Annotated in this window: 25 protein-coding genes; 11 read left to right on the forward strand and 14 right to left on the reverse strand. The window is 64.8% G+C overall.

From position 1 onward, the window contains the following. Positions 1 to 9: 9 nt before the first annotated feature. Positions 10 to 1,176, forward strand: a complete 1,167-nt coding sequence (locus tag CH290_RS07095; protein ID WP_033188878.1) for a glycoside hydrolase family 3 N-terminal domain-containing protein — start codon at positions 10 to 12, stop codon at positions 1,174 to 1,176. Positions 1,177 to 1,297: 121 nt separating this feature from the next. Beyond that, entirely contained in the window at positions 1,298 to 1,903 is a 606-nt protein-coding gene (locus CH290_RS07100; protein ID WP_019665572.1) for a TetR/AcrR family transcriptional regulator, read from the forward strand. Positions 1,904 to 2,019: 116 nt separating this feature from the next. Here CH290_RS07100 and CH290_RS07105 read toward each other — a convergent pair whose 3' ends face one another. Both CH290_RS07105 and CH290_RS07110 read right to left on the reverse strand, forming a co-directional pair. Continuing rightward, positions 2,020 to 2,877, reverse strand: a complete 858-nt coding sequence (locus tag CH290_RS07105; protein ID WP_037158859.1) for a MaoC/PaaZ C-terminal domain-containing protein — start codon at positions 2,875 to 2,877, stop codon at positions 2,020 to 2,022. Beyond that, on the reverse strand, positions 2,874 to 4,220 hold the full coding sequence (locus CH290_RS07110) for a 3-oxoacyl-ACP reductase (protein WP_033188880.1): 1,347 nt from the start codon (positions 4,218 to 4,220) through the stop codon (positions 2,874 to 2,876). The genes CH290_RS07105 and CH290_RS07110 overlap by 4 nt, the downstream gene beginning before the upstream one ends. Before the next feature lie 132 nt (positions 4,221 to 4,352). Here CH290_RS07110 and CH290_RS07115 point away from each other — a divergent pair, with 132 nt between their 5' ends. Next, positions 4,353 to 5,651 (forward strand): acetyl-CoA C-acetyltransferase, encoded by a 1,299-nt coding sequence (locus CH290_RS07115; RefSeq protein ID WP_020110485.1) that lies wholly within the window; start codon positions 4,353 to 4,355, stop codon positions 5,649 to 5,651. Positions 5,652 to 5,775: 124 nt separating this feature from the next. On the opposite strand, the gene CH290_RS07120 is transcribed toward CH290_RS07115, so the two are convergent. From CH290_RS07120 to CH290_RS07140, 5 genes are read right to left on the reverse strand one after another with little or no spacing between them, the layout of a single operon-like run. Then, a complete protein-coding gene (locus tag CH290_RS07120; protein WP_019665576.1) occupies positions 5,776 to 7,095 on the reverse strand; it encodes an ABC transporter substrate-binding protein in 1,320 nt (439 codons plus the stop codon). Beyond that, on the reverse strand, positions 7,092 to 8,147 hold the full coding sequence (locus tag CH290_RS07125) for a branched-chain amino acid ABC transporter permease (RefSeq protein ID WP_020110487.1): 1,056 nt from the start codon (positions 8,145 to 8,147) through the stop codon (positions 7,092 to 7,094). Before CH290_RS07125 ends, CH290_RS07120 begins: the two co-directional genes overlap by 4 nt. A 1-nt stretch (position 8,148) precedes the next feature. After that, the gene (locus tag CH290_RS07130) at positions 8,149 to 9,027 is read right to left on the reverse strand and encodes a branched-chain amino acid ABC transporter permease (RefSeq protein ID WP_019665578.1); all 879 of its coding nucleotides are present in this window, start codon (positions 9,025 to 9,027) and stop codon (positions 8,149 to 8,151) included. 26 nt (positions 9,028 to 9,053) lie between these two features. After that, on the reverse strand, positions 9,054 to 9,773 hold the full coding sequence (locus tag CH290_RS07135) for an ABC transporter ATP-binding protein (RefSeq protein WP_019665579.1): 720 nt from the start codon (positions 9,771 to 9,773) through the stop codon (positions 9,054 to 9,056). Then, positions 9,766 to 10,635, reverse strand: coding sequence for an ABC transporter ATP-binding protein (locus CH290_RS07140; RefSeq protein ID WP_249277805.1), 870 nt, complete (start codon positions 10,633 to 10,635; stop codon positions 9,766 to 9,768). The genes CH290_RS07135 and CH290_RS07140 overlap by 8 nt, the downstream gene beginning before the upstream one ends. A gap of 148 nt (positions 10,636 to 10,783) precedes the next feature. On the opposite strand from CH290_RS07140, the gene CH290_RS07145 reads away from it, so the two are divergent. After that, complete coding sequence (locus CH290_RS07145) at positions 10,784 to 12,082, forward strand: PucR family transcriptional regulator (RefSeq protein ID WP_269210580.1); 1,299 nt, start codon at positions 10,784 to 10,786, stop codon at positions 12,080 to 12,082. A 195-nt stretch (positions 12,083 to 12,277) separates the two neighbouring features. Next, the gene (locus CH290_RS07150; protein WP_033188881.1) at positions 12,278 to 15,022 is read left to right on the forward strand and encodes a VanW family protein; all 2,745 of its coding nucleotides are present in this window, start codon (positions 12,278 to 12,280) and stop codon (positions 15,020 to 15,022) included. Here the strand turns inward: CH290_RS07150 and CH290_RS07155 are convergent, their stop codons facing one another. Then, entirely contained in the window at positions 15,023 to 15,790 is a 768-nt protein-coding gene (locus CH290_RS07155; RefSeq protein WP_020110491.1) for an SGNH/GDSL hydrolase family protein, read from the reverse strand. It abuts the gene before it with no gap. Positions 15,791 to 15,951: 161 nt separating this feature from the next. Here CH290_RS07155 and CH290_RS07160 point away from each other — a divergent pair, with 161 nt between their 5' ends. The 5 genes from CH290_RS07160 to CH290_RS07180 all read left to right on the forward strand — a co-directional run bounded on the left by CH290_RS07160 (position 15,952) and on the right by CH290_RS07180 (position 19,391). After that, positions 15,952 to 16,464 carry an NADPH-dependent FMN reductase gene (locus tag CH290_RS07160; RefSeq protein WP_019665584.1) on the forward strand — a complete coding sequence of 171 codons (513 nt, stop codon included), beginning with the start codon at positions 15,952 to 15,954 and terminating at the stop codon, positions 16,462 to 16,464. After that, positions 16,461 to 16,952: a flavin reductase family protein gene (locus tag CH290_RS07165; protein WP_019665585.1), complete on the forward strand. Its 492-nt coding sequence runs from the start codon at positions 16,461 to 16,463 to the stop codon at positions 16,950 to 16,952. The genes CH290_RS07160 and CH290_RS07165 overlap by 4 nt, the downstream gene beginning before the upstream one ends. Before the next feature lie 215 nt (positions 16,953 to 17,167). Beyond that, positions 17,168 to 17,677 (forward strand): NADPH-dependent FMN reductase, encoded by a 510-nt coding sequence (locus tag CH290_RS07170; protein WP_033188882.1) that lies wholly within the window; start codon positions 17,168 to 17,170, stop codon positions 17,675 to 17,677. Next, on the forward strand, positions 17,674 to 18,174 hold the full coding sequence (locus tag CH290_RS07175) for a flavin reductase family protein (RefSeq protein ID WP_020110493.1): 501 nt from the start codon (positions 17,674 to 17,676) through the stop codon (positions 18,172 to 18,174). Before CH290_RS07170 ends, CH290_RS07175 begins: the two co-directional genes overlap by 4 nt. Next, the gene (locus tag CH290_RS07180) at positions 18,174 to 19,391 is read left to right on the forward strand and encodes a bifunctional 3,4-dihydroxy-2-butanone-4-phosphate synthase/GTP cyclohydrolase II (RefSeq protein WP_033188883.1); all 1,218 of its coding nucleotides are present in this window, start codon (positions 18,174 to 18,176) and stop codon (positions 19,389 to 19,391) included. Before CH290_RS07175 ends, CH290_RS07180 begins: the two co-directional genes overlap by 1 nt. 132 nt (positions 19,392 to 19,523) lie before the next feature. Here the strand turns inward: CH290_RS07180 and CH290_RS07185 are convergent, their stop codons facing one another. Together CH290_RS07185 and CH290_RS07190 are read right to left on the reverse strand one after the other, a co-directional pair. Continuing rightward, positions 19,524 to 21,359 carry an acyl-CoA dehydrogenase gene (locus CH290_RS07185; RefSeq protein WP_020110495.1) on the reverse strand — a complete coding sequence of 612 codons (1,836 nt, stop codon included), beginning with the start codon at positions 21,357 to 21,359 and terminating at the stop codon, positions 19,524 to 19,526. 92 nt (positions 21,360 to 21,451) lie between these two features. After that, positions 21,452 to 22,075 (reverse strand): class I SAM-dependent methyltransferase, encoded by a 624-nt coding sequence (locus tag CH290_RS07190; protein ID WP_033188884.1) that lies wholly within the window; start codon positions 22,073 to 22,075, stop codon positions 21,452 to 21,454. A gap of 81 nt (positions 22,076 to 22,156) precedes the next feature. Between CH290_RS07190 and CH290_RS07195 the strand changes: the two genes are divergently transcribed. After that, entirely contained in the window at positions 22,157 to 22,591 is a 435-nt protein-coding gene (locus CH290_RS07195; RefSeq protein ID WP_019665593.1) for a MarR family transcriptional regulator, read from the forward strand. A 17-nt stretch (positions 22,592 to 22,608) separates the two neighbouring features. Here the strand turns inward: CH290_RS07195 and CH290_RS30170 are convergent, their stop codons facing one another. Genes CH290_RS30170 through CH290_RS07210 form a run of 4 tightly spaced genes read right to left on the reverse strand, consistent with a single transcriptional unit; the run spans position 22,609 to position 24,060 of the window. Then, a complete protein-coding gene (locus CH290_RS30170) occupies positions 22,609 to 22,770 on the reverse strand; it encodes a hypothetical protein (RefSeq protein ID WP_019665594.1) in 162 nt (53 codons plus the stop codon). A gap of 45 nt (positions 22,771 to 22,815) precedes the next feature. Next, the gene (locus tag CH290_RS07200; RefSeq protein WP_020110498.1) at positions 22,816 to 23,157 is read right to left on the reverse strand and encodes a DUF4180 domain-containing protein; all 342 of its coding nucleotides are present in this window, start codon (positions 23,155 to 23,157) and stop codon (positions 22,816 to 22,818) included. Then, on the reverse strand, positions 23,154 to 23,570 hold the full coding sequence (locus tag CH290_RS07205; protein ID WP_019665597.1) for a helix-turn-helix domain-containing protein: 417 nt from the start codon (positions 23,568 to 23,570) through the stop codon (positions 23,154 to 23,156). Before CH290_RS07205 ends, CH290_RS07200 begins: the two co-directional genes overlap by 4 nt. Positions 23,571 to 23,604: 34 nt before the next feature. Continuing rightward, the gene (locus CH290_RS07210; RefSeq protein WP_019665598.1) at positions 23,605 to 24,060 is read right to left on the reverse strand and encodes a hypothetical protein; all 456 of its coding nucleotides are present in this window, start codon (positions 24,058 to 24,060) and stop codon (positions 23,605 to 23,607) included. Positions 24,061 to 24,064: the final 4 nt, after the last annotated feature.

Consider the following 24,064-nt stretch of genomic DNA (forward strand, 5'->3'; position numbering starts at 1 on the left):
GTCGGGGGCATGAGGAAATTCCGATCGCCCGTCGCGGTCGCTGCAGTGGTGATCGGGGTCGGGTTCACGGCCTCGTGTTCGTCCGGTGACTCGGTTCAGGTGGCCACGGAGTCTGCGTTGCCGCCGACCACGACCACCACGACGACGCTTCCCCCCACCACCGACGCTCCGGTGAACTCCTGTGAGGCTTTCGTCGAGACACTCAGCGAGCGGCAGCGATTGGCGCAGCTGCTGACCGTCGGCGTGACCGGGACTGCCGATGCCGTCGACATCATGGCTCGTGAACAGGTCGGCGGAATCTTCATCGGAAGCTGGACGGACTCGTCGACGCTCGCGAACCGCGAGGTTCCGCAGATCGACGCCGCGGCAGCGGTCCCTCCGATGGTCACCATCGACGAGGAAGGCGGGCGTGTGTCCCGCGTCGCGGATCTGCTGGGCGAGGACCCGTCGGCGCGTCGGACGGCTTTGACGATGTCCGTGGACGCCACGTATCGGATGGCGCTCGAACGCGGCCGCGGCCTGCGGGACCTCGGGATCACCGTCGACTACGCGCCCGTCGTCGACGTCAGCAGTCAACCGAACGATTCGGTGATCGGCGACCGTTCGTACTCCGCCGACCCCATTCAGGTCGTCGCCTACGCCGGTGCCTACGCGCAGGGCTTGCGCGACGCCGGTGTTCAGCCCGTCATCAAGCACTTCCCCGGACATGGTTCTGCATCCGGCGATTCGCACACCGGTGCGGTGACGACGCCGCCGTTGGAGGACCTGATCCAGTCGGATCTGATCCCGTTCGCGCAACTGTCCGCCGGGGGTGTCGGTGTGATGGTGGGACACCTCGATGTACCGGGACTGACCGAGCCGGGTGAGCCTGCCAGCATCAGCCCGGCGGCGATGTCGCTGCTGCGCGACGGAGTCGGGTACGGTGCGGCGCCCTTCACCGGACCGATCTTCACCGACGACCTCAGCGGGATGGCGGCCATCACCGATCGGCTGGGCATCGTCGCGGCTGTCGAGGCAGCTCTCGTTGCAGGCGCGGACGTCGCTCTGTGGCTCACCACCGACGACGTTCCGCAGGTGCTCGACAACCTGGAGGACGCCGTGGTGACAGGTCGCCTCGATGCAGCGCAGGTCGACGAGTCCGCGGCGACGGTGGCTCGCTTCAAGGGTGTCTGCTAGAACTTTCCGGGTGCGTCCGGATTTCTTCGGCGCCGCGGCATGCATCCGGCAGGCGCAGTAGTGACGCAGGCCTCCTTACCGTGGAGTAAGGTCATGAGTTCGATATCGGTTTGGAGGACTCATGGCTGGTGGCACCAAGCGATTGCCGCGCGCCGTACGTGAGCAGCAGATGCTCGACGCGGCAGTCGACGTGTTCTCCGACAACGGTTTTCACGAGACCTCCATGGACGCGATCGCCAAGAAAGCGGCGATCTCCAAACCCATGCTCTATCTGTACTACGGCTCCAAGGACGAGCTCTTCGCGGCGTGCATCAACCGTGAAGGCGTCAAATTCGTCGAGGCACTTACGCCCGCGGCAGACCCCACCCTCACCCCACGTGAACAGCTCCGACGCGCACTTCTCGGCTTCCTCGGCTTCGTCGGCGAGAACCGTAAGTCCTGGATGGTGCTGTACCGGCAGGCAATAGGCCAGACAGCCTTCGCCTCACAGGTCCAGAGCAGCAGGGACCGACTGATCGAACTGACCGCCCGTCTCCTCGAGATGAGCACCAAGGAACCGGATCCGGACCAGAACTTCCCCCTCATGGCAGTGGCCCTCGTCGGTGCAGGCGAAGCCGTCGCCGACCGCGTCGCCGGCGGAGAAATCGAAGTCGACGCCGCCGCGGACCTGCTGGAAAACCTCGCCTGGCGCGGTCTGGCGGGCAAGAAAACCGCTCCGACGCAGTAGCCGGCGTACCCCTCGTTGTGGGAGCGGGCCGGCCCTGCTTTCGGAGCGAACGTGCCGTTCGGTCACTTGAAGTGACCGAACGGCACGTTCGGTCCCGGAAGGGGGTGAAACTGCACCTATCGCAGGGTTGCGGTGAGGTGGGGGTAACCCTTTTTCGGGTTCTTGAGTGACAGGTCCCAGCCGGCGCCGACGGATTCGGCGTAGAGGTTGACCGTTGCGGGCAGGACTATGGGCTTGCCGAAGCGGACGTTGTAGGTCACTTTGTCGGGGATGCGACCTTCGATGACCTGCAGTACTGCTGCTGCACTCCACATTCCGTGTGCAATGGTCCGCGGGAAGCCGAAGGCCTTGGCGCCCAACGACGACACGTGGATCGGGTTGCGGTCCCCGGAGACCGATGCGTACCTGCTGATCGTTTTCTGATCCACTCGCAGTGTGCGTGTCGGGGGCGGCGGGACCTCGTCGGCGGGCGGTGCTTCGCGAGGTCCACCGGACAGTGAGGTCTTCTGCAGGCTCAGGAAGCTCGAGGTCTGCTTCCAGACGAGCTCGCGTCCGACGCTGACTTCGCTGATCACGTCGATCAACAAGCCCTTGCGGTGTTCACGCAGGTTCTCCGCGTGCACACGTACATCCAGGGGCTCCGAGGAGGAGATTGCCCGGTACTGCTCGATGACGTTCTCGGCGTGGACCGATCCGATGGCGGCGAACGGAAATGCCTTGGACACCATCAGTTTCATGACCGTCGGGAAGACGAGCGTGAACGGATACGTCACCGGCAGAGTGTCGCCGAACCGCAGTCCGGTGGCCCGGCAGTATGCGGCCAGGTTGTCGGGGTCGACGCGAAGTCCGCGGAGCTCGTACACCGTCGACGGCGCCGTGGTGGACTTCGATCCGAGGAACGGCAGGGCTCCGAGCGCAGCGGAAGTGTAGATCTCCGACGTCTTCGGCTGCTCCGTGAGCTGGACGACGCTCATGCGCCGAGGAGGCTCTGGCCGCAGACTCGGACGATCTGTCCGGTGACGGCGTTGGACGCGGGGGAGGCGAAGTAGGACACCAGCTCTGCGACGTCGACGGTCTGGCCGCCCTGCAGCAGCGAGCTCATGCGTCGGCCTGCCTCGCGTGTCGCGAACGGAATCGCTGCCGTCATCGCGGTCTCGATGAATCCGGGGGCGACGGCGTTGATGGTGATGTTCTTCTTCGCGAGAACCGGTGCCGATGCGTGTACGAGGCCGATGACGCCTGCCTTGGACGTGCCGTAGTTGGTCTGGCCGCGGTTGCCGGCGATACCGGCGATGGAGGAGACGTCGACGACGCGTCCGCCTTCCTTGAGTGCTCCCGATGCCACGAGCTGGTCGGTGATGCGCTGCGGTGCAGCCAGGTTGACGCCGATGACGGAGTTCCAGCGGCTGTCGTCCATGTTGGCGAGCGTCTTGTCGCGGGTGATGCCTGCGTTGTGGACGATGATGTCCGCGCCGCCGTGGCGTTCGAGCAGATGCTTGGAGAGCACCTCGCCGGCGTCGGGTGCCGTCACGTCGAGGGCGAGGGAAGTGCCGCCGACCTTGTTCGCGGTCTCGGACAGTGCTTCACCGGCAGCGGGGATGTCGGCGGCGATGACCGTCGCGCCGTCACGAGCGAGAACTTCGGCGATGGTGGCGCCGATACCGCGGGCAGCGCCCGTGACCACGGCCACCTTGCCCGCGAGCGGCTTGTCCCAGGACGCGGGTGCTTCGGAGTCGGCGTCCCCGACGGCGATCACCTGGCCGTCGACGAATGCCGACTTGGCCGACAGTAGGAATCGCAGGGTGGATTCGAGGCCGGAAAGCCCGGTGGAGGCGTTCGGGGAGATGTAGACCAGCTGGGCCGTCGCGCCGCGCTTGACCTCTTTGCCGACGCTGCGGGTGAAGCCTTCGAGTGCGCGCTGGGCGACGTGCTCGTCGACGCTGGATGTCTCTTCCGGCGTCGTGCCGATGACGACGACGCGAGCCGACGGTGCAAGGTTGCGGATGACGGGCTGGAAGAACTGGAACAGCTGCTCGAGCTCGGCGACGTTGCCGATGCCGGTGGCGTCGAACACCAGGGCGCCGTACTTGTCGTCGTGTGCCTGGGCCTGCGGGTAGTCCGACAGCAGTTCACGCAGCGGCTCGACGAGTCGGCCCTGTCCGCCGATGAGCACGGGGCCGGCGAGAGGCGGCTCGCCTGCCTTGTAGCGACGCAGCTTCTCGGGCTGCGGCAGACCTGCCTGCTTGGCGATGAAGGCTCCGGGCGCGGACGCCAGGAACGTGGAGTAGAGGTCTGGGGCTCCCTTGGTGGCTGCCACTGTCCTACCTTTCGATTTGGCGCCTCCCTTCTGTGAAGCAGGGAGCGCACGACCGGGTGTCGACAACCAACTTACTCGTCAGTAAGATGATTCTCCACCAGGGTCTTTTTCCACGATGTTTGGAGACGAAAAGTGACAAGCAAGCAGCTACGACCGGTCGCAATCGTCGGTGGCAACCGCATCCCGTTCGCGCGCTCCGACAAGAAGTACGCTCTGGCTTCCAACCAGGATATGCTCACCGCCACCATCGACGGGCTGGTCAGCCGGTTCGGGCTGCAGGGCGAGCGTCTCGGTCTCGTTGCTGCCGGTGCTGTCCTCAAGCACTCGCGTGACTTCAACCTGACCCGCGAGGTCGTACTCGGTAGCGCGCTGAGCCCGTACACCCCGGCGTTCGACATCCAGCAGGCATGCGGCACCGGGCTGCAGTCGATCATCGCGGTCGGCGACGCCATCGCGTCGGGACGTATCGATGCAGGCATCGGTGGCGGCGTGGACACCACGTCGGATGCGCCGATCGGCGTCAACGACGAGCTCCGTGAATTCCTTCTGTCTCTCAATCGCGCGAAGACCACCACCGATCGCATCAAGCTGCTCGGCAACGTTCGTCCGTCCATGCTCGGCATCGAGATCCCGCGCAACGGCGAGCCGCGTACCGGCCTGTCGATGGGCGAGCACGCCGCGATCACGGCCAAGGAGTTCGGTGTTCGCCGCGAGGACCAGGACGAGCTGGCCGCCGCGAGCCACAAGAACATGGCAGCCGCGTACGACCGCGGTTTCTTCGACGACCTGGTGACGCCGTTCCTCGGTCTCACCCGCGACGACAACCTGCGTCCGGGATCGACCGTCGAGAAGTTGTCGACGCTCAAGCCCGTGTTCGGCAACAAGCTGGGCGACGCCACCATGACGGCAGGCAACTCGACGCCTCTCACCGACGGCGCGTCGGCGGCGCTGTTGTCGACGGACGAGTGGGCCTCGGAGCGCAACCTTCCGGTTCTGGCGCATCTGGTGGACTCCGAGACGGCTGCGGTCGACTACATCCACGGCAACAGCTCGTTCAAGGACGGACTGCTGATGGCCCCGACTTACGCCATTCCGCGTCTTCTGGCTCGCAACGGGCTTACGCTGCAGGACTTCGACTACTACGAGATCCACGAGGCGTTCGCATCCGTCGTGCTCGCGACGCTGCAGGCATTCGAGAGCGACGAGTACTGCAAGGAGCGGCTCGGGCTGGACGGTGCGCTCGGGTCGATCGACCGGAGCAAGCTCAACGTCAACGGATCGTCGCTGGCTGCCGGTCACCCGTTCGCAGCTACCGGTGGCCGTATCGTCGCGTCGCTGGCCAAGATGCTCGCAGAGAAGGGCTCGGGCCGTGGCCTGATCTCCATCTGTGCGGCCGGTGGTCAGGGCGTCACCGCAATCATCGAGCGCTAGGTAACCGGCGCTCGAACCAGGGGGCAGACGGTCGGCAGGAGTGGAGCCTGCGGAACGACCCGGTCGGCAGATCCGCAAGCGAGGGGTTTACGGATCTGTCGACCGTGACCTGCGAGAAGTCGTTCTAGCCGGGAATTCCGCTTTCGGGCGGGGTGGACTCTTCACCGGTGTACTCGACTACTTCCGAGTCTCCGATGTCCGTCTGTAGGACCGGTGTCAGGTACTCGGGTACGCCGTTCACGATTTGGTACACACTTGCGCCGGAGATGCCGAGGTGGCTGTCGTCCGAGTACCGGAAGGGCGCCAGTTGTGGTCCCTGGAAGTCCATGCCGCCCTCTTGGATGGCGGAGACAATCCCCTCGCGAGTGGGGTTCTCGCCTGCTGCTTCCAACGCTTGAACGAATGCGTATGCCTGGCTGAGGCCGTAGATGCGGTAGTTGGTGAGAGGTTGGCCATCGCCGTTCTCCGCCCACACCTTCTGCCACAGTTGGGTCCAGGGGTTCTCGGGTGAGTCGATTCCGGGGATGTATTCGAGCGAGATCATGCCTTCGAGCGATTGGTTTCCGTCGGTGACGGCGCCCTGGGAGAACCGTCCGAGGAGTGACCCGACGAGATCGACGTCGGATCCGATCGAGGAGTAGAACCATTCCGGGTCGTAGTTGAGGCGCATCGCCGTCAACTGGCTGAGGGCGGTGTAGGACGGGACGTTGAAACCGAGTACCAGGTCTGCGCCTGCGCCTTGGAGTGCGGCGATCTGCGGCGCGACGTCGGTGTTGCCGGAGGTGTAGCGGACCACCTCGACGATCTGGTCGTCGAGATATTGTCGGACCGCAGCTTCACTGTCGCGTCCGAGGTCGTCGTCCTGTAAGTACAGGCCCACCTTGGCATCCGGGCGATTCTTCTTGACCCAGTCGCCGATGATCTTGCCCTCGACCTGGTAGTCGGGTTGCCAGCCGAACGTGTTGGGGTACTTCGCCGGGTCGTTGCCCCACATGATCGCGCCGGAGGAGACGAACAGGTCCGGTACGCCTTCTTCGTTGAGGAAGTCCACCACCGCGCTGTGTGTCGCGGTGCCGAGTCCGCCGACGACGGCGAAGACCTCGTCCTGCAGAACCAGTTCGTTGACGACCTGCGTCGTGGTCGTCGGGTCGTAGGAGTCGTCACGTACGACGTACTCGATCTGCCTGCCGTTGATGCCGCCCGCGGCGTTGACGTAGTCGAAGTAAGCCTGTGCGCCGGTGGGGATTTCGCTGTATCCGGGGGCGGCGACACCGGTCAGCGGGAAGTGCGCACCGATCTTCACCGACGTGTCGGTGATGCCAACGGTCGAGCCCTCCGACGTTTCGGAGGCCTCGTCTCTACCTCCCGCGCCGCACGCGGCGGCAAGTGACACCACCGCGACCAAGGCGGTCGCCCGCGCTGCCAGCGATCTGGTTCTGTTCATCGTTCCCCTTTTCTCGTGATGCTCCGTGTGAGACGCCACTTTCGGTAGGTTCCGGTCAAACCGAGTGGAGCGAACAGGATCACGAGAACCGTGAAGATTCCCGTGACGAGTGGTGCGAGCTCGGCGGATTGGAGGCTGCTCAGTCCGGCGTCGAGTCCGAGGTTCGTCACCACCGGCGGAATGTAGGTCAGCAGTGCGGCTCCGATCAGGGCGCCCGACAGTGTTCCGAGCCCGCCGATCACCACCGCCGACAGCAACGTCAGCGACAGTGTCAGCGTGAATCCGCTCGGTGCGGCGATGCGGGCGGACATCGCGAGGACAGCGCCTGCGGCTCCGGCGCAGGCCGAGCTGACGACGAACGCCAGTATTCGTGCCCGGCCCAGGTCGATCCCGGCGAGTTCCGCGGCCACCTCGTCGTCGCGCACTGCTCGCCAGCGTCGTCCGATGCGGCTGGCGGACACGTTGGCGAGGAGGAAGAAGACGACGACGAGAAGGATCCAACTGACGTAGGCGACGAATTTGGTTCCGCTGAGCTCGTTTCCGGTGATGAAGTACATGACGTCGTCGATCGGTCCCGGTACTTTCGGAGCGGGAACCACGAGGCCCTGCTCACCGCCGAGGTAGTCCTTGAAGTACAACGCGAGGCCGGGAACGGCGACGGCCAGGGCCAGCGTCGCGCCCGCCAGATACGGTCCGTGGAGACGGGCCGCGGCGACGCCGACGACGATTCCGACGATGCCGGTCACGACGGTGGCGGCGAGCAGGACCAACGGTACGGACCACCCGGAATCCTGGGCTCGTAGCATCAGGGCCGCGGTGTAGGCGCCGACGGCCATGAACGCTCCGTGACCGAGCGAGAGCTGACCGCTCAGTCCGGTGAGGACGGTGAGGCCACCGGCCGCGATCGCGAGGTAGGCCACCGACGTCAGCTGGCTCTGCCGGAACGTGCTCAGCGATTCGAGAGCGAGAACGACGACGACCAGACCGATTGCCGCGCAGAGGAAGTGACGGCGAACCGGTGTGGATGTCATGCGGGTGAGGACAGCGTTCATGTCACACCCTCCGCGCCGCGGTGCCGGCGAACAGCCCGCTCGGTCTGAGCAGCAGTACGACGATGAGGATCACCAGTGCCGCGGAGGAGACCAGATCCTGGCCCAGGTAGCCGCTGACGAAGCTCAGTCCCACACCCATCAGCAAGCCGCCGACGACGGCACCACCCGGACTGTCGAGACCGCCGAGAACGGCTGCAACGAAACCGAATACGACGATCGAATCCATGTATCCGGGGTGGACCAACGAGCCTCCCGCGATCAGCAGACCCGCCAAGGATCCGACCACGGCCGCCAGTGCCCAGCCGAGGGTCAGCATGCGGCCGACGCGGACACCGAGCAGTTTCGCCACCTCCTGCTCGAAGGCGCTCGCACGCATCTTCAAACCCAGGTCGGTGAACCGGAACAGCAGCACGAGCAGTCCGAGGACGATCAGCACTGCCACGATCTTGAAGACGTCGTACCCGGTGAGCGCGATGTTCAGATCGCCGACCTTCTGGCCGGTCAAGCCGAACGGCGCAGGGAAGGAACGGAACTGGTTGCCGAACACGATGGCTGCCACCGCGTGGATGATGATGAACAGTCCCAGCGTCAGGATGACGGGGTTGATGTGCGACGAACTGTCGACGAACCGAACCACGAGACGTTCGACGGCTGCTCCCAGGATCAGACCGCAAACGAGAGCGACGCCGAAGCCGATCCAGTACGAGTATCCGGCGTCGATGACCACCAGCGCGACGTAGGTGGTGATCATGGCCATCGGAGCTTGAGCGAAGTTGACGATGCGTGTCGACCGCCAGATCAGAACGAGGGCGAGGGCGAACGCGGCGTAGATCATGCCGGTCGTCACTCCGTTGATGAGGATGGTGAGCAGTTGCTGCACTTGAGGTGGCGTCCTTTCAGCTCGCGTCAGAACCCGAGGTAGGCGTGTCGGAGGGCGTCGTCGTCGGCGAGTGTGGCTGCTGGGCCTTCGACGGCGACCTTGCCCAGATCGAGGACAACGGCGTGTTCGGCGATCGACAGGGCGCTTCGTGCGTTCTGTTCGACGAGAAGAACTGTCATGGACTCGGTTTCGACGAGTGTGCGGAGCGTGTCGAAGATCTGCGCGACGACTTTCGGCGCGAGACCGAGCGACGGTTCGTCGAGGAGGAGCACGGACGGCGTTGCCATCAGCGCGCGTCCGATGACGAGCATCTGCCGCTCACCGCCGGACAGGGTATGGGCGGACGACGTGCGACGACCGTCGAGTGGCGGGAACATGCCGTAGACCCGGTCGAGCGTGACGGCGTCGTGACTTCGGTTGCGTCCCAGAGCTCCGAGGCGGAGGTTCTCCTCGACGGTGAGCTCGGCGATGACGCCCCGTCCTTCGGGAACGTGAGCAAGTCCTTTGCGGGACATGCGGTCCGGCGGCACTCCCACCAGCTCCGTGCCCGCCAGACGAATGCTGCCCGACTCGGGCTTCAGCAGCCCCGACACGGTCCGGAGCAGGGTGGTCTTGCCGGCACCGTTGGCGCCGAGCACCGCGGTGATCGCACCGGCTGCGACCGTCATGGACACCGAATCCAATGCTGTGACAGGTCCGTAGCGAACGGTCAGGTCCGTGATGTGAATCTGGGCCGAGTCACTCACCGTGGGTCACCTCGTTCCCGAGATACGCGGCCAGAACGGCCGGGTCCTGACGGATCTCGTCGGGTGAGCCGTGGGCGATCACCTTGCCGAAGTCGAGGACGAAGATTCGATCGCACACGCTCATCACGAGGTCCATGTGGTGTTCGACGAGCATCACCGACGCCGGCGCGGAGGCGGCGGGAGTGGAGCCTGCGGAATGACCCGGGGAGGTGGGAGTGGAGCCTGCGGAGGGATTTGTTTCGGGGTGGGCGAGGGCTCGGATTTCGTTGCCCAGTTCTGCCATCTCGTCGGAGGACAGTCCGGATGCGGGTTCGTCGAGCAGGATCAGTGACGGTTCGCTGACGAGTGCGCGAGCGAGGGCGACGCGTTTCCGCACGGCGTAGGGCAGGCTCGGCGGCAAGCGGTCGGCGTACCGGTCGATTCGGAGTCGTTCGAGCGTGGCCATTGCGGCCGATCGCACTGCGGCGTCGTCGGATGCACTCGATGGCAGCCCGAGCAGTCCGGCGAGTATTCCGGTGCGTGCCCGTCTGTCGGCGCCGATCATGACGTTGTCCACGACGCTCATCCGGTCGAACAGGCCGAGTCCTTGGAGTGTTCGGCTCATGCCCAGCTTGGGGAGGTCGTGGGGTCGCAGCCGGGACAGGGGCTCTCCGTTTCGAGTGAGCGTTCCGGTGTGCGGGCGGACGAGTCCGCATGCAACGTTGAACAGTGTGGTCTTGCCTGCGCCGTTGGGGCCGATGACGCCGAGGACTTCACCGGGTCGAACGTCGAGACTGACGTTCGACAGTGCGACGACGCCGCCGAACGTGACGTCGACGTCGGTCATGGTGAAGATCGGACTGGGGGTAACCGTCGAACTCAAGTGATCCACCTCACAATCTGTGTGCGTTCACTATGGTTGCCGCGCACAACGGGCGGTATGGGCGCAGCGCACAGAATGTTTGGGTCCCGCGGCACCAGTACCGGTCAAATCGCCCTGCCGACTGGGCGGGATGCGCAAAACTGTGTCGATGGTTGCCTTCGACCGCCCCACCGACCGTCCTTCGGTGGGTGCTGCTCGTGTGCGGGTGCCTGCGTCGGATCAGGAGAAGATTCAACGGGCGTGGTCGGCGTTGATCGATCGGGCGGATTCGATTGCGGACTCCATCACGCTGGCGCTGATCGAGCAGGAACCTGCGTACCTGGCCAGCGCGACGCCCGACATTGCCGGCGAGATCAGGCGAAGTACCCGCGAACACATACGCCAGGGGCTGCGGACGCTGTCCGGTGTGTCGGCCGCGGACGACAACACCCGTGAGGTGTGGCGCCGCACCGGGCGGGAGCGTGCGCGTCAGGGCATCCCGATGGAATTGGTGCTCAAGGCGTACACGCTCGGCAGTCGGACGCTGTGGGAAGAGTTGGTTCACGCGCGTGATCGGCGGCGGTCCGACATCGACGAACATCTTCTTCTCGTGGCGGGTCAGCAGTTGTGGCGTGCACTCGACGGGCAGTACGAGACTCTGGTCGACGCGTACCGCCGCGAGAGCGCTCGGATGCAGCAACGCGATCTTGCCAACGTTCTGGTGGTACTGGACGGCCTGCGGTCCGGGCGTGGAGGTGATCCGTCGTTCGTACTCGAAGCGCGTGCGACACTGGGACTTTCGGCGTCGCAGCAGATCGCGTGTGTCGTCGGGCCCGTCGACGACCAGGGTTCACCGCCTCTCACTGCGCCGGAGGATGCGCTGGATCAGATCGGTGCGGTGTCTCATTGGAACATCCGCGACGGGCATCAGTTCGCGCTCGTTGCATTGACGAAGGGATCGTTGAATTCCGTCGTCGACGCGCTCGCAGCCAGGGCGGTGGGCCCGGTGGGTGTGGCACATTCGCCCGACGGTGTGTCCTCGTTCGCGGCGGCGTATCGGCTGGCGACGCTCACCGCGGACACGATTTCGGAGGAGGCCGGGGTGGCATTGGCGACCGATCGGCTGCCGCGCGTGATCATGGCGGCCGACGAGGAGTCCTCGGACCTACTGGTTCACCACGCGTTGGGGAACATGTGGACGCATCCCGAGCCTCAGCGTGGGACGTTGCTCGAGACGCTCGCCCACGTGCTTGCCAGTGATGGATCGCCGACGAATGCCGCGAAGGTGCTGTATTGCCACCGCAACACCGTGATCTACCGAGTCCGTCGTATCGAGGAGTTGACCGGCAAGGACCTCACCGATCCCAGGGATCGGCTTCTGCTCACGCTCGCACTGGTCAGGACCGGTCATTGGGTGCGTGCTGTCGGGCAGGGCGACAGCACGACACCCCGCCGATCATTCACCTGAATGAATTGGCGAGACACCGCGCGATCGGTTGTAACGCTTCACAAGCATGCGCGATACTCGTAGTGGCTCCACACTGCTGCCCGACCCCCGACCCGGCAGCGGTGTGGAGCCTCTTTCGTGGGCCTGCGGCGGCCGGGGTTTCCCGATGCTCGAGTCGATCCCCTCACGTGTCGATGCGTAAGCTCGTGCGCGACAGTGTCGGTGTTCGTCCGGGGTTTCGGGAGGGTCGAGAACGTGAGCGTCGGTGGAGACGGCAAGGGCAAGCACGAGCGCGGCTCCCGGTCCGACGAGGAAGCCCGTGACGAGGCGCTTCGTGGCGATGCGGGTGATGCCGGCGCGCACGGCGACCCACGGGACGACGTCGACACGGTCGACACCGAGCCCGGGCACGTTCTGCCGTACGAGGCCATCACCGAGGTGATGCGTGCCATCGATCCCGACGAGCCCCCTCCAGGGCAGTCCCCGGCTCAGTCGTCCGAATCAGCTGTCCCTCCTGGCCCTCAACCACCTCTACAGGAGCGCGTCGAGCAGGAGTCGGCCGAGCAGGGACCGGTGGCGGAAGACCGGTCCGACGAGATCTCAGCCCATGAGGTCTCAGCCGACGAGCTGCCAGCAGATGAGATAACAGCCGAGGACGAACACGGCGCCGACATTCCGGCAGAGAATTCTTCGGTCACGGACGCTGGGGCCGTTGCATCTCACGACGTTGCCGCTGAGAACGATGTCGCTGAGAACGATGTCGCTGAGAACGATGTCGCTGAGAGTGATCGACTCCAGGACGGACCAGTCGCGGGCCTCCCCGGTGAGGGATCGCCGACTCCGCTCACCTCCGAAGAGCCTGATGCCGACGAAGCGATTGCTCCCGAGCCCGACACGCAGGACCAACCCGCACCCCCTTCCGGGCTTCCGGCAGCAGGGCACGTCAGCTCGGTCGGGCCCGGTCCAGTCGAGTCGGCTCCGACGCAGGCGTATTCCGCAGTGGCACCGCCCGGTGATCGGGGGCCGATGGCCCCGGAGCCCGCGGGTGAGGACAGCGCCACCGTCGCGATTCCCGTCGTCGCAGCGTCGTCCGAACATCAGGCTGCCCCCACCGCGCAGCCTGCCCCCACCGCGCAGTTCGTACCTGCCGAGCCCGCTGACGGCGACACGGAGGGACAGCCCGCTGGCAAGGAAGAAGAGAAGTTCTCTCGCATGAAGATTGCCGTTCTCGCAGGCGCCGCGGTGGCGATTCTGGGAGTGTTCTACGCGGCGGACATGCTCTCGACGAGTGGTTCGGTTCCCCGGGGCGTCACCGTCGCCGGTATCGAGGTCGGCGGTCTGAGCCACGAGGACGCCGAGGCGAAGCTCGTGTCCGAGCTCGGCCCCCGTGTGAACGAGGCGGTCGTGGTCGACGCCGGTGATCAGCAGTTGCAGGTGGTGCCGTCGGAGGCCGGTCTCGGAGTGGATTGGGCGACGACGCTCGGCCGTGCCGGTTCGCAGCCGGTCAGTCCGTTCACACGTGTGATGTCGTTCTTCACCGATCGTGAGATCGGCGTCGAGTCGACCGTCGATGCCGCGCTGCTCGATGCCAGTGTGGAATCGATTCGGGCACAGACGGATCGAGCGCCGTCGGAGGGCGATGTGGTGTTCGAGGGCACTACTCCGGTCGGTGTCACCCCGGCGCCGGGGCAGACGATGGACGTGCAGGCTGCGCGGGACGAGATCGAGGCGAACTGGGCGTTCGGTGCGGTCGAGGTGCCGGTGGAGACCGTCGACGTGACCGTTCATCAGGACGAGGTCGATCGTGTTCTGGCCGAGGTCGCCACGCCTGCGGTGTCGGCGCCGGTGGTGTTCACCGGCCGCGACGGTGCGCGCGCGGTGCTGTCTCCGGAGAACGTGGCCGCGGTGCTGAGCTTCGAGCCGGACGGCGACGGTGTTCTCGCAACCAGGTACGACACCCCCGCCGCGACGGCGCTTCTCGCCCCGCAGTTGGCGTCGACGGAAACCCCGCCGAAGGATGCGACGTTCGCGCTCGGTGGCGGTGCCCCGACAGTCGTTCCCGCCGTCGTCGGTGAACTGGTTCAGTGGCCGAAGACGTTGGAGCAGTTGCCTGCTCTGCTCGGCTCCTCTGATTCCCGTTCCAGCGACGCGATCTACGAGCAGGCTCAACCCGCCTTGACGACGGAGGGTGCGCAGGCGCTCGGGATCCAGGAGGTGGTGGCGGAATACACCACGGGCGGTTTCGAATACGCGTCCGGTGTCAACATTCGGCTGACCGCCGACATCGTCAACGGCGCGTTGGTGAAGCCGGGTGAAACCTTCTCGCTCAACGAGTACACGGGCCCTCGTGGCACGGCTCAGGGTTTCGTGGAATCGGGCATCATCGACAACGGGCGACCGGACAGGGCTGTCGGAGGCGGAATCAGTCAGTTCGCGACGACGCTGTACAACGCGGCGTACTTCGGCGGCATGGAAGATGCCGGGCACACCGAACACAGCTACTACATCAGTCGATACCCGGAGGCCCGCGAGGCGACCGTGTTCGAGGGTGCGATCGATCTGAAGTTCACCAACACCGGCAAGACGGGTGTGGTGATCGAGTCGTTCGGGTCGAGTTCGGATGTGACAGTGCGTCTCTGGGGCACCAAGACGGTGGATGTCCAATCCATCACCGGGCCCCGGTCCAATCCGACGAGCCCGAACACCATCACTTTGCCGGCCGGCAATGCGTGTGTGCCGTCCGGTGGTGGGCCCGGTTTCACCGCCAGCGATACTCGGGTGATCACGGACATCGCCACCGGCAACGAAATCTCCCGTGACACGAGGACGGTCAAGTACGATCCGATCCCGATCGTCCGGTGCGAATCGCCCGAGCCCGAACCGGAGCCCGAGGACGAGCCGGCCGACCGACCGGCCGGAGCAGCTCCTCCGGCCGCGCCGCCCGCGGAGGACGGCGAATAGTCAGACCGTGATCGGTTGCGGGGCAGTGTGCTTCGGACTGATGTCGTCTCCCGACGACGCACCGCGGAGGCGTCGGGACACCCACGGCGCCGCGAACGATTTGACCCATTCGGCGTTCTCGCGTCGTTGGTGTGCCTTCTCGACAGGAGGCAGCGGATCGAGGGCCGGCAGCGAGATGGAGTGTTCGACGCCGATGAAGTCCAGCACTTCCGCAGCCATTCTCGTGTGTCCGCGGGTGGACATGTGGAGTCGATCCCAGTCCCACATGCGCGGGTCGTCGTAGCCGTCGAAACGCCAGTAGTCGATCAGTTCGACGCCTCGGTCGTCGGCGACTTCGCGGAGCAGTTCGTTGTAGATCGCGGTGCGACCGCGGAAGGTCCGGAAGATCGGTGACCATCCAGCGTCGTAGGCCGTGAATGCCACTACGCGTGCGCCGGTCGATGTCAGATCCGCGAGGGCGGCGTCGTAGCGCTCGACGATTCCGTCGATGTCGACCTTCGGCCGCATCATGTCGTTTCCGCCCGCGTAGATGGTGATCAGGTCGGGGGCGACGTCGATCGCGGTGCCGACCTGGTCTTGGATGACCTGATCGAGGAGTTTTCCTCGCACTGCGAGGTTGGCGTATCGAAAGTTCGGGTTGTGGGCGCCGAGTTGGTCGGCCACTCGGTCCGCCCAGCCCTTGACTCCGTTGGGGCTCGACGGGTCGGGGTCACCGACGCCTTCGGTGAAGGAGTCGCCGAGAGCGATGTAGGTGTCGATTGTCGGCACTGGACCGTCCTTTGTGAGTTCTGCTAACTACCTCAGAGTACGACGCAGGAACGTCGGCGATCATTCCCGGGGTTTCGATCTGCGTGATTCAGAACCTGGACACCCGTCCGCGGTGAGGTGTTGGCTGATGGGGAATGTGTTCTCGGATCGAAAGAAGGCTCATGACGGTCACCGTGGTGGCAGGCAATCCCAAACCCGAATCCAGGACTCTGGCGGCAGCGCATCTGTTGGCGTCGGAGATCACCGGAGGGCAGGCCGACGGTCAGGTGGACGTCATCACGCTCGGATCCGGGCTGCTCGGCTGGGGTGACGACGCGGTGAAGGCGGCTGTCGACCGGGTGGCGACGTCCGACATCGTCGTGTTCGCGAGCCCGACGTTCAAAGCCACGTACACCGGTGTGCTGAAGTTGTTCCTCGACCAGTTCGCCACCGACGAGGGTTTGCGTGATGTGGTGGCCGTCCCACTGATGCTCGGAGCGGGACCTGCTCACGCGTTGGCTCCGGATCTGCTGCTCAAGCCGGTGCTCGTGGAGCTCGGCGCCATCACGCCGGCTCCCGGTCTGTACCTCATCGATACCACTTTCACCGAGGACACTCGTATCGTGGACTATGCGCGGCGATGGGGACCCGTCATCACGGCCGCCGCAGACGCACGAAAGGGAGCTTCGGCATGACGCTCACACACACCGACCTCGACCAGGCGACGTTGCGCCAGGCGTACGCGCAGTTCCCCAGTGGGGTCGTCGCCGTCGCGGCGGAGATCGACGGGGTTCCGGTCGGGCTCGCCGCGAGCAGCTTCGTCGCGGTGTCGATCGAGCCGCCGCTGGTGGCAGTCTGCATTCAGAACACGTCGACCACATGGCCCAAGCTCGAAGGCGTCCCCAACATCGGAGTCAGTGTTCTGGGCGAGGCTCACAACGATGCTGCGCGGACGCTTGCAGCCAAGACGGGTGACCGCTTCGCCGGGCTCGACCTGACGACCACCGAGCAGGGCGCCGTGTTCATCGAGGGCGCGACAGCGTGGCTCGACACGACGATCGACCAGCAGGTTCCGGCTGGAGATCACCTGATCGTTCTGTTGCGCATCCATTCATTGAAGGTCCAGAGCGACATCGACCCCATCATTTTCCACGGCAGCAAGTTCCGCAAGCTTCAGGCGTAGCCGCGGCAGCGTTGTGCGGCGTTGCCGCTGCGGCTTTGTGCGGCGTTGCCGCTGCGGCGTTGTGCGGCCGGCTGCGGGCTGATGCCCTGGTCGGTTGCACGGCGGGGAGGTACCGGCGCGGCGCAATACGTCCGCCACATTCGGGTTGCATATTCGACACGACCTCGGTGTTGAGTAGCAGTCACATCAGGAATCGATGTGGCTGGAGGCCCGAAGTGAAACTGACAGTGGTTGCAGGCAACCCGAAACCCGGCTCTCGGACGTTGGACGCTGCGCGCCTCGTCGCCGAGGCCGTGGCCGGCCGTGAGGTCGACGAGATCATCGACGTCATCACCCTCGGTCCAGGCCTACTCGGGTGGGGCGACGCCGGTGTGGCGTCCGCAGTCGAGTCGGTCCGCGGCTCGGACCTCGTGGTGGTGGCGAGCCCGACCTTCAAGGCGACCTACACCGGTGTGCTGAAACTTTTTCTCGATCAGTTCGCAACCGGGACAGGGCTGGAGAACGTAGTCGTCGTGCCGGTGATGCTCGGCGCAGGCCCAGCGCACGCCATGGCGCCTGATCTGTTTCTCAAGCACACACTCGTCGAACTGGGCGCTGTCACTCCCGCTCCCGGTCTCTATCTGACCGACACCACGTACACAACGGACACCGCAATTGCCGATTACGTCGCACGCTGGGGCCGCGTGTTGACCGATGCGGTCACGACACGAACGGACATCTCATGACTCTCGCTACCACTTCCCTCGACTCGGCCGTTCTCCGTTCGGCTTTCGGCCAATTTCCCAGTGGCGTCGTAGCGCTGTGTGCCGAAATCGACGGTGTTCCAGTGGGTATGGCGGCCAGTAGCTTCGTGTCGGTCTCGATCGACCCGCCTCTGGTTGCTTTCTGCGTTCAGAACACGTCGACGACCTGGCCCAAGTTCGCGGCCGCGGATCGCATCGGTATCAGCGTCCTCGGTGAGGCACACGATGTCGCTGCTCGGACGCTGGCCGCGAAGACCGGCAACCGATTCGAAGGTCTGGACGTGACCACCACCGAGGACGGTGCCGTATTCATCGGCGGTGCGAGCATGTGGTTGGACGCAACCGTCACCGAGGAGGTCCCCGCAGGCGATCACGCGATCGTGTTGATGCGGATCAACGAACTCGAGATCAAGGACGTTGCGCCGATCGTGTTTCACGGCAGCAAGTTCCGTCGCCTGGCCGTGGAGGTCGAGCAGTGATGAAGGAAGCGCTCGACGCACTCCGTGCAGGCAAACCCGTACTGGTGACCGACGACGCACGGCGTGAGAACGAAGGCGATGTCATCCTCGCTGCGGATCGGGTGACGCCCGAATGGACGGCGTGGACCATCCGCAACACCTCGGGATTGCTGTGCGCGCCGATGTCCGGAGCACGCGCCGACGCATTGGAGCTGCCGCCGATGGTGGCGGACAACCAGGATCCGAAGAAAACGGCCTACACCGTGACGGTGGACGCTGCCGAGGGCGTGACGACGGGTATTTCCGCAGCCGATCGCGCCCGCACTCTACAGGTGCTGGCCGATCCGTCCTCCAGCGCAACCGATTTGATCAGGCCCGGGCATGTCATCCCACTGCGTGCGCGCCCCGGTGGAGTGCTCGAACGTCCGGGACACACCGAGGCCGCCGTCGATCTGTGCAGCTTGGCGGGAGTGCCCGCGGTCGGCGTCATCGCCGAGCTCGTCGCCGACGACGGGACGATGATGACCTTCCCGGACATCGAGCTTCTGGGGCGTCGGATGCAGCTTCCGGTACTGACCATCGAACAGCTGATCAACTACCGGCTGGCACACGGAGTGACGGCAGTTCCCGCTCCGCGACGCGTCGAACGAGTGGCAGAGACGGTCTTGACGACCGCGCACGGTGAATTCCGAGCAATCGGATATGCGGACAAGGAGACCGGGGCCGAACACATCGCACTGGTCAAGGGTGAGCTCGCCGGGTCACCGATAGTCCGTGTTCACTCCGAATGCCTGACCGGCGAATCTTTTTCGTCCCAACGATGTGAATGCGGACCACAGCTCGACGCTGCATTGGCGCGAGTCTCCCGCGAAGGTGGCGTTGTGGTCTACCTCCGCGGACACGAGGGTCGCGGCATCGGTCTGCTCAAGAAGCTCGCTGCCTACCGACTGCAGGATCAGGGCTTCGACACGATGCAGGCCAACCTCGAACTCGACGAACTGGCCGACGGTCGAGAATACGGCGGTGCCGCAGCCATTCTCGACGACCTAGAGGTGGCCGACGTCCGGTTGCTCACCAACAACCCGCTGAAGGTGGATGGGTTGCGGGAGAACGGTATCGCCGTGACCGCCGTCATTCCACTGCTCGTCGGAGCCGCACCCGCGAACGTGCGTTACCTCGAAACCAAACGTGACCGAATGGGCCATCTGCTCCCGGGGCACTTGGAGCAGAGCATGTGAACGCTCACCTACGTGCCGGACGCACGGCCGAGTGCTAGCACCTGGGTGAGCGTCCGGCCCACAGGTGAGCGTCTGCACCGACGACAACGGCCGCACCCTCGGGCGAGGGTGCGGCCGTGGTGACAGCAGGGATCAGAATGCTGCTTCGTCGAGTTCCATGACGTCGAGGTCGATGTTGGCGAGGATGTTCCGCGTTGCGGTGAGCTCGGGCAGGATATTCTTGGCGAAGAACGACGCGACGCCGATCTTGCCTTCGTAGAACGCCTTTTCCTTACCTTCGGCGCCGTTGTCGAGTGCCGTGATGGCGATCTCGGACTGACGGAGCAGGAGCCATCCGATGAGCAGATCGCCGAATGCCATGAGGAAGCGCACTGATGCGAGGCCGACCTTGTAGAGCTCGGTGGGCTGTTCCTGTGCACCCATGAGCTGCTGGGTCATCGTCGTGACGATGGCCTGCACGTCCTCGAGTGCGGTGGCGAGAAGCGCGCGCTCTGCCTTGAGCCGGCCGTTGCCTGCTTCGCTGTCGATGAACGACTTGATCTGTCCGGCAACGTGAGCGAGTGCAACGCCGCGGTCGCGAGCGATCTTGCGGAAGAAGAAGTCCTGCGCCTGGATGGCAGTGGTTCCTTCGTACAGCGAGTCGATCTTCGAGTCGCGGATGTACTGCTCGATCGGGTAGTCCTGCAGGAAGCCGGAGCCGCCGAGGGTCTGCAGGCTCTCGGCCAGCTGACGGTAGGCGATCTCGGAGCCGACGCCCTTGACGATCGGGAGCAGCAGGTCGTTGACGCGGTAGGCGATGTCCTCGTCGGCGTCGGAGACCTGCTTGGCCGTGATCGGGTTCTGGTGAGCGGCGGTGTACAGGTACACAGCACGCAGGCCTTCGGCGTATGCCTTCTGCGTGATGAGGCTGCGACGGACGTCGGGGTGATGCGTGATGGTGACGCGCGGTGCTGCCTTGTCGGTCATCTGCGTCAGGTCGGCGCCCTGGACGCGCTGCTTCGCGTAGTCGAGAGCGTTGAGGTAGCCGGTGGAGAGGGTGGCGATTGCCTTGGTGCCGACCATCATTCGTGCGTGTTCGATGACGTCGAACATCTGCGCGATGCCCTTGTGTACCTCGCCGACGAGCCAGCCCTGCGCGGGGATTCCGTGTCCGCCGAAGGTGAGCTCGCACGTCGCCGACGCCTTGAGTCCCATCTTGTGTTCGACGCCGGTGACGAAGACGCCGTTGCGCTCGCCGAGTTCACCCTTCTCGAAGTCGAAGTGGGTGTTCGGGACGAAGAACAGGCTGAGGCCCTTGGTGCCGGGTCCTGCGCCTTCGGGGCGGGCGAGAACGAGGTGGAAGATGTTCTCGAACAGGTCGTCGGACACTGCCGAGGTGATGAAGCGCTTGACCCCCTCGATGTGCCAGGAGCCGTCTTCCTGCTTGATGGCCTTGGTGCGTCCGGCGCCGACGTCGGATCCGGCGTCGGGCTCGGTGAGGACCATGGTGGCGCCCCACTGGCGTTCGACGATGACCTTGGCCCATTCCTTCTGCTCGTCGGTTCCGTTGTGGAACAGGACGTTGGCGAAGGAGGGTCCGGCGGAGTACATGAACGCGGCCGGCTGGGAGCCGAGCAGCATTTCGTTGAGTGCCCAGCCGAGGTTGCGGGGAGCGGCGATGCCGCCGACCTCGTCGTCGAGGCCGACGCGCCACCATTCACCGTCGTAGAGGGCCTTGAAGGACTTCTTGAACGAGTCCGGCAGCTTCAGGGTGTGGGTTTCCGGGTCGAACACCGGCGGGTTGCGGTCCGCGTCGGCGAAGGATTCGGCGAGGGGACCCTCGGACAGGCGTACTACCTCGCGCAGCATGTCGCGCGCGGCTTCGCCGTCGAGGTCTCCGAAGTTGTCACCTGCGAGGGACTCGTCGAGCCCGAACAGCTCGAAGAGGTTGAACTCGAGATCCCGAAGGTTGCTCTTGTAATGGCCCATTGCGTCGCTCTCCAGTCAGTGGTGCGGTCTCGTGAGTACCGCCCAAGCATCTAGCTACTCGGTATAGCTACTCGTCGGTAACATAGGGCATATTACCCCCGTTCATTCGCGCTGCCAAGGCGGGACCTACTGGCGAGTAGTAACGAATCGATTGCGGTACCGCTGTCTGTCGTTCTGAACCTTGTTTCGCAGAGGTTCACGACGGCTCGATCGCCGACGTCGATTGCCAATTCCTCTGGCGTATAGAGTAGTTCGACTTCCTGGGGTCCGCCCACTCCATCGGTGATGTTGTTCGAATGGTGACCGAGAATCATGAGGATTCCATCAGGTTTCAGCGCATCGAGTGCCGTCGAGATTGCTTTGCGGCGTTGCTCGTGGGGTAGATGTAGATAGAGCGCGAGAACCAGGTCGTATCCCGGTTCCGGTAGGACGGTCGTCACATCCGCGTGGACCCAGGTGAGCCTGTTTCGGACGGATGCAGGCGACGCCGACGCGACGCGGTGTGCTCGGGTGAGTGCCACCGACGAGAAGTCGACGCCGGTCACCTCCCACCCCCGCGTGGCCAGCCAGATGGAGTTGCGTCCGGCGCCGCACGCCAGGTCCAGGGCGCGTCCACGGGTAAGCGACGTCGCGATCTCGACGAGTGTCTGGTTGGGCGGTTCGCCGGGGACGGCGTCACGGCGTTCGTACTTGCGGTCCCAGTCTTCGGCATCCATCCCCCGATGATGCCGCAGGATCTGCGCGCTCGGAGGGTCGGCCGTGCGCGCCCTGTTCGTTCGGCACGCTAACCTGTCGGGATGAGCTCGGAATCGGACACGCACCTGGCCAGGGACTTGTCGGTGTCGGCGATGCGCCTGAATCGTCGGCTTCGTCTGCGGCACGCCAGCGACCGAATTCCCGTCGCTCAGCTGTCGATCCTGACGACCCTCTTTCGGGAAGGTCCGATGACCACGGGCGAGCTGGCCGTGCGTGAGCGGATCAAACCGCCGTCGGTGTCGAGATCGTCGCACGCCCTGGTGGAGATGGGTTTACTCGAGCGTGTGCCGCACGCGACCGATCGGAGACAGGTGGTTCTGACCCTGACGGACTCGGGACGGGCTGTGGCGGACACTGACGTCGCCGAGCGTGAGCGGGTACTTGCCGAGAGACTGGGTGAGCTCAGCGACGACGAGCGCGCCACGCTCGCAGAGGCGGCACAGATCCTGACGGAAATCGTGGAGAAGAACGAGTAGGCGCTCGGAAGCGGCGTCTACCGGTCGTGCTGTACGGCCTCGTCGATCTCGTCGGTGTCCCAGCTCAGGGTCGATCCGAGTTCTTCGCTGTCCGCGCGCTGAGAGACCCGACCCAGCACGACGGCGACGACGAGAGCCATCGCCATCCAGATCGCCACGCCTATGAGTACCCCGGTCACACATTGTTTGTAGCACTTGGTCCTGAGAAATGACTGCGAAAGCGGCTATCGGATTGTTGCAATCCGGTCCTGGAGCGATAACCGATTGGGAACGAACCATATGTGTCGGCCCCGATTGGATTCGGCCACGAATGCGCGTAGCGGCTCGCTGACCTCGGTATATGGCTGGATATCGCCTTCGATGACGAGGAGAATCCGGTAGTTCACTAGTTTCTGTACGAATTCACCGGCGAGGCGGGTGCTGAGATCGAAGAATTCCGGCATCAGCCGCTGCACCGGGACCACGGCGACGCGCGCCTCGATGCCGAATGCCTCGCCGACGATGTCCAGTGCGTCCTGTTCCGTACCGATCGGGTGTCCGTCGGCGGAGACGTGGAGAACGTTCATCGGCTTCCCTCGACGAAGGTGTCGATCAAGCGCAGAACCTCGGCGACGTCGCCTGCACCGCCGAAGACGACGATCTTCAGCGTCGACGTCGATGTGTCGTATGCGGTGTCGATCCGAAGCCGCCGAGCGCTCGGACCACGGCCGGTGGCGGCGGTGGAGAGAAACAGTGCGAGACGCGAGGCAGTGTGCTCGTCGATGGCGGTGGCGTCGACGATGCTCGTCACGTCGACGCCGATCTCCGACGCAGGGGAGTCGCCACTGGTGAGTGCCGCCAGGCCGGCGGGGGTGATGCGGTATTGCTTGCCGATTCTGACGGCGGGCAGACGTCCGTCCTGGATGTAGTTGCGCACCGTCCGGACGTGAAGGCCGAGTAGTTCGGCGACTTGCTCGGCGGTATAGAAGTCGTTCGCCACAATTCCCCAAAATACCCTATGAGGGAATTTCAGGTCAGTCTTCGGTGGTCGCCCCGCTACGCGTGAGCACCAGAGCACTTCCGACGACGCCGATCAGGGTCACCGCAATGGCAATCGACGACCAACCTTCGTTCTGCCAGTACACGTCCTCGAGTGTGATGAGAAGAGCTGCTTCGTCGACGATCAGTCCCAACGCAATGCCGAGTGCGATGCCCATCCACGAGCGAGTTCTCGGGCTGCGGTCGACCAACCCGAAGATCGCGACCGCCGCCAGCAGGAGAATTCCCCACAGATAGTGGTGCAGGTGAACCCCGCCGGCACTGAGATCGCCGACGCCGCGGGTGTCGATCTGGATCAGCCACGTGACCAACCTGGCCCCGCCGAACGTGACGGTGAAGGCCAGCCACGCGAGGACGATTCCGCGGCGCGCGGGATCGACCTGTCTCAGCCGACGGGGAAACCGGATCCGAGCAGGTTTCTTGTCAGACACTGGT

The organism is Rhodococcus sp. 06-156-4 (assembly GCF_002259345.1).
GTDB lineage: Bacteria > Actinomycetota > Actinomycetes > Mycobacteriales > Mycobacteriaceae > Rhodococcoides > Rhodococcoides fascians_E.